Annotated in this window: 5 protein-coding genes; all 5 read right to left on the reverse strand. The window is 45.0% G+C overall.

Translation table 11 applies throughout. From position 1 onward, the window contains the following. Positions 1–104 precede the first annotated feature (104 nt). The 5 genes from rplD to HUT38_04530 all read right to left on the reverse strand — a co-directional run bounded on the left by rplD (position 105) and on the right by HUT38_04530 (position 3637). Complete coding sequence (gene rplD, locus HUT38_04510; GenBank protein NUQ57714.1) at positions 105–755, reverse strand: 50S ribosomal protein L4; 651 nt, start codon at positions 753–755, stop codon at positions 105–107. 150 nt (positions 756–905) lie between these two features. Further along, a complete protein-coding gene (gene rplC, locus HUT38_04515) occupies positions 906–1505 on the reverse strand; it encodes a 50S ribosomal protein L3 (protein NUQ57715.1) in 600 nt (199 codons plus the stop codon). An 82-nt stretch (positions 1506–1587) separates the two neighbouring features. Next, positions 1588–1914, reverse strand: coding sequence for a 30S ribosomal protein S10 (gene rpsJ, locus HUT38_04520; GenBank protein ID NUQ57716.1), 327 nt, complete (start codon positions 1912–1914; stop codon positions 1588–1590). A 57-nt stretch (positions 1915–1971) separates the two neighbouring features. Then, positions 1972–3075: an elongation factor Tu gene (tuf, locus tag HUT38_04525; GenBank protein ID NUQ57717.1), complete on the reverse strand. Its 1104-nt coding sequence runs from the start codon at positions 3073–3075 to the stop codon at positions 1972–1974. Between the two features lie 337 nt (positions 3076–3412). Further along, positions 3413–3637, reverse strand: a complete 225-nt coding sequence (locus tag HUT38_04530; protein NUQ57718.1) for a hypothetical protein — start codon at positions 3635–3637, stop codon at positions 3413–3415. Positions 3638–3824: the final 187 nt, after the last annotated feature.

Raw genomic sequence — 3824 nt, forward strand, 5'->3', positions numbered from 1 at the left:
TGAAACAATATTTGAAATACTACAAGTATGAACGGCTTCATGCCGGAATTAATTTCTTAACTCCAGCTCAGGTGGTGTGAAGCTATTGGAGACTGGACGATATCTTATTCCCAGACAGAAAGCGCTTCTTTGGGATTGCTTATTATGAGATATTTATTGTTTAAAATGTCCAAAATATTTATATTTCTTAACTCGGCTATGGTCATACCGGGAATGTTGCGAAAGCCTCTGTTTATGGCCTCTTCTTTTTTACCCAGGGCCACAACGGCTTTGTTCTTCTTTTTGGTGAGCAACTTCTCAAATCCTTTTATTTTGGCCATTGAGTTTAAAATATTGGCGGCTTCTTTTGTTTTTGCCTTTTCCAGATTGATTCCGTCAACGAACAAAATTTCACTGTCTTTAACTTTTTGGGAAAGGACGGTAAACAAAGCCTTTTTCTTCATCTTGGCGTTTATCTTGCGGGAATAGTCTTTATCTTTTCTGGGACCATGGGCTATACCGCCTCCAACCCAGATCGGAGACCTGATGGAGCCGTGCCTCGCCCGACCCAACCCTTTCTGCCTCCAGGGCTTTTTGCCGCCGCCGCTTACTTCCCCTCTTGTCTTGGTGTGCGCCCAGGGCTGCCTCTGGTTTGATTGCATGGAAACAACCACCTGATGCACCAGATTGGCGTTCCAAGGAAGGTTAAAGATGCTATCGTTCAGTTCGATATCGCCCACTTTCTCCGCTTTTTGATTATAAATATCCGCTTTCATAAAATTAATTAAATTCGAAATCCGAATATCGAAATTCGAAACAAATTATAATTTTTTTTAAATTCCAAATTCTAAACTGTTTTAAATTTTATTATTTAGAATTTAGATATTGTTTCGTATTTCGTGCTTCGGGTTTCTGGTTTCTTGAAATCAGCCTCTGATTTCAAGAAGTGTTCCCTTTCTTCCCGGCACCGCTCCCAGGATCATCAACTGATTTTTTTCCTTGTCAATTTTTATAACTTTAAGATTTTTTACCGTGACGGTGTCGCTTCCCATTCTTCCGGCCATTCTCATGCCGCTGGGTACTCTTGTCCTCAAGCCGCCGCCGATGGTGCCCGGCTCTCTTTCCGAATGTCTTTGGCCGTGAGTTCTTTGCCCTCCGGCGAATCCGTGCCTTTTGACCACGCCCTGGAAGCCCTTGCCTTTGGACACTCCCGCTACGACAACCTTGTCGCCCTCGCTGAAAACGGAAACATCCATTTTGGCGCCAAGTTCAACGGCACCCGCCTGTCCGTCCATTCTCAATTCCTTAAGATAAGCGAAGTTGCCCAGTTTTCTTTGCGGTTTCTTCACTCTCTCACTTTTTTTCTCGGAAAAACCGAATACCACGGCTTCGTATCCGTCTTTTTCTTTGTTTTTGAGCTGGACGGCCGTTACCGGTCCAGCTTCAACCAGGGTAACCGGAACAACGTTGCCTTTTTCGTCAAAAACTTGCGCCATATTCTGTTTTTTTCCAAGTAAAAATTTCATAAAACTAGGTTGTAGGAATTAGGTTGTAGCTTCTTAGGTTTAGCCCTTCCTACAATCTACAAGTTAATTCCTAATAAGCTAACTAAGACATCTTCACCTCTATGTCCACGCCCGCCGGCAAGTTAAGGCTGGTGAGAGCGTCAATTATCTTCGGCGACGGGTTAAGAATGTCTATCAGTCTTTTGTGCACGCTCATCTCAAACTGCTCGCGCGAATTTTTGTCTATGAAAGACGACCGATTGACGGTGTACTTCCTGACTTCTTTCGGCAAAGGCACCGGGCCGCTTATTTCAGCGTCATACCTTCTGGCCGTGTCTATTATTTGCTTCACGCTGGCGTCCAGGATTTTGTGCTCATAGGCGCGAACCCTGATGCGAAGCTTTTGCTGTTGTTCTTTTTCTTTAACCATTTTAATCATCTCTCCCTCGCCCCAGACCTCACAGAGATGTCCGGGGCGAGGTTGGGGTTATTTAATTATCTTCGTCACCACTCCGGCTCCGACGGTTTTGCCTCCCTCGCGGATGGCGAACCTCTGTTTTTCTTCCAAGGCGACCGGCGCCACCAGTTTGACCGTAAATTTAACGGTGTCTCCCGGCATAACCATTTCCGTTCCCTGCGGCAAGGTGACATCGCCGGTGACGTCCGTGGTTCTCATATAGAACTGCGGCTTGTAACCGTTGAAGAACGGCGTGTGCCTGCCTCCTTCCTCTTTGGTGAGAATGTAGACTTCCGTCTCAAATTCAGTGTGCGGAGTGACGCTTCCCGGCTTGACCAAAACTTGCCCCCTCTGCAGTTCTTCTTTCTTCAAGCCTCTCAGGAGGATGCCGGCGTTGTCTCCGGCCATACCTTCGTCAAGCTGCTTGTTGAACATTTCCACGCCGGTGACAACCGTTTTCCTGGTGTCTCCCAATCCGACGATTTCCACCTCTTCGTTCACCTTGACTTTGCCTCTCTCTATTCTTCCGGTGACAACCGTGCCTCGGCCTTCAATGGAGAAGATGTCTTCTATCGGCATCAAGAAAGGTTTGTCGGTCGGTCTGACAGGATCAGGAATATATTCGTCCAAAGTTTTGATGAGCTCCAAAACCGGCTTGGCCCATTCATCGTCAACAGACTTGGCTTCGTAAGCCTTGAGTCCGGAGCCTCTGATTATCGGAGTCGTGTCGCCGGGGAATTGGTATTTATTGAGAAGCTCCCTTATTTCCGCTTCCACCAGGTCAACCAGTTCTTTATCGTCCACCATGTCAACTTTATTCAAGAAAACGACGATGGAAGGAACACCGACCTGTCTGGCCAAAAGAATATGCTCTCTGGTCTGGGGCATGACGCCGTCGGTGGCGGCCACTACGAGAATGGCGCCGTCCATCTGAGCCGCGCCGGTAATCATGTTTTTGATATAGTCGGCGTGTCCGGGGGCGTCTATGTGGGCGTAATGCCTCTTGGCAGATTCGTATTCGCTGTGATGCAAAGCGATGGTGATGCCTCTGGCTTTTTCTTCCGGAGCGCTGTCAATCTGGTCTATTTTCTCCATCCTGACTTTGTTTCCGGCCAAATTAAGCACGTTTAAAATACCAGCCGTAAGGGTGGTTTTGCCATCGTGCCGACGTTAACATGGGGCTTTGTCCTCTCAAATTTCTCTGCCATATTTTTTTGTTAGCGGTTAGTTTTATCCGGCTTGCCCGCCACAGGCGGGTTTAACACTGGAGCTCCTAACCTTTAATAATTATTTTGTTAATAAAATAATCGACTATTTTTAAAAGTAAATAAAAAGCGTTTTAAACGCAACATAAGTATATTAAAGAAACCCAAAAAAAAGTCAACCCTGTTAATCATAATTAGTTTTTATGAATAACAGGGTTGTAAAAATTTTTAAATAGGGAACCTTATCTATCCATACTGGAATAACTTTAATTCATGCTCATTTCTTTTATCTGCATCATATAATATTCTACCGGGAGATTTTCCTCCCCTTCTTCTTTACTTTTTCCAGCACACGCAGGACACACAACTGCTGGTAATTCTTCCGCGGATGGAAGCTTTCCTATCTTCTCTGCAGAAGAAACGGTCGTATTTGTCCATAAATTTCCGGACTTTAAACATCCGCACACACTACATACAGCCGTAAAAGCCATTTTTTCCCCCTTCTTTCCTAAAATAAAGTTTATATAAAGTTACGATTTATCCAAAGTATTTATACACTAAAGATATCAAATTGGCAACTTTTCCACTTCTTCGTCCAGTTCCAAGTCGTCTTCAAGAGCCTTTTCGGACAAAAGTTCGTCGCTCTCAATTTCTTCTTGAGTTTCAGTTTTAGGAGTT

This window comes from Candidatus Paceibacter sp. (assembly GCA_013360865.1).
Taxonomy (GTDB): Bacteria; Patescibacteriota; Minisyncoccia; order UBA9983; family UBA9983; genus SURF-57.